Annotated in this window: 2 protein-coding genes; both read right to left on the bottom strand. The window is 74.7% G+C overall.

The features are described 5' to 3' along the window. Nucleotides 1–384: sigma factor (locus tag E1281_RS39725; RefSeq protein WP_279433699.1), on the bottom strand; the 384-nt coding region annotated here is incomplete at its 3' end. A 51-nt stretch (nt 385–435) separates the two neighbouring features. Continuing rightward, entirely contained in the window at nt 436–1,101 is a 666-nt protein-coding gene (locus E1281_RS39720) for a response regulator transcription factor (protein ID WP_131884822.1), read from the bottom strand. Between the last annotated feature and the right edge of the window lie 72 nt (nt 1,102–1,173).

Here is a 1,173-nt window from a genome sequence, read left to right as displayed (position 1 = left end):
CTCCACGCCCTCGCCCGGGTCGGGCGGGTCGGGAGCGTCCTCGATCGGGCCGGTCGCCGGGCGCCGCGCCGCCGACCGCAGGCTGTTGCGCCACACGTTGGCCAGGATCGTCAGCAGCCACGCCCGGGGCCGCAACCCCTCGATCCGCTCCCGCTCGTACCCGCACAGCGCCCGGTAGGCCCGCAGGAACGCCTCCGCCGACAGGTCCTCGGCCTCGGCCCACCGCCCGCACAACCGCAGCGCGGTGGAGAACACCGCCCCCCGGTACGCCTCGTACAGGTCGGCGAACCCGGCGTCCAGGTCCCGCGCCAGCGCCGCCGCGACCCGCGCGCCCGCCGTGTCACCGGCGGGCGGCGGGGTGAGAGCCTCGTCCGTAACCGTCACATCCGTTCAACACCGCCGCGCCCCGGCCGGTTGCGGTCGGGGCGCGGCCGTTCAGCCGAGCCATCCGGGACGGATCACGCCGGACTCGTAGGCCAGCACCACCAGCTGCGCCCGGTCCCGCGCCCCCACCTTCGACAGGATGCGGCTCACGTGGGTCTTGGCGGTCGCCGGCGACAGCACCAGCCGCCCGGCGATCTCCTCGTTCGACAGCCCGGCGGCGACCAGCTCCAGCACCTCCCGCTCGCGGTCGGTGAGGGAGTCCAGCTCCGCGGCGGGCGGCGGCGCGGTGATCCGGGACGCGAACTCGGCGATGAGCCGCCGCGTCACGGTCGGCGCGAGCAGCGCGTCGCCGCGCGCCACGACCCGCACCCCGTGGATCAGCTCGGGCGGCTCGGTGTCCTTCACCAGGAACCCGCTGGCCCCCGCCTTGATCGCGCCGTACACGTAGTCGTCCAGGTCGAACGTCGTCAGGATCACCACCTTGACGGCGTCGAGCCGCGGGTCGGTGATGATGCGGCGGGTGGCCTCCAGCCCGTCCAGGACCGGCATCCGGATGTCCATCAGCACCACGTCGGGACGCAGCTGCGCCGCCTGCCGCACCGCCTGCTCCCCGTCCCCGGCCTCGGCGACGACCTCCATGTCGTCCTCGCCCTCCAGGATCGACCGGAACCCCGCCCGCACCAGCGTCTGGTCGTCGGCCAGCATCACCCGGATCACGCCATCTCCTCCATCTGCTCCTGCTCCTCGTCGGGACCGTCCCCCAGCGGGAGCCGCGCCCACACCCGGAAC

Source organism: Actinomadura sp. KC345, assembly GCF_004348515.1.
Lineage (GTDB): Bacteria > Actinomycetota > Actinomycetes > Streptosporangiales > Streptosporangiaceae > Spirillospora.
The sequence above is the reverse complement of the archived record's forward strand: the minus strand, read 5'-3'. Positions and strand labels throughout refer to the sequence as shown.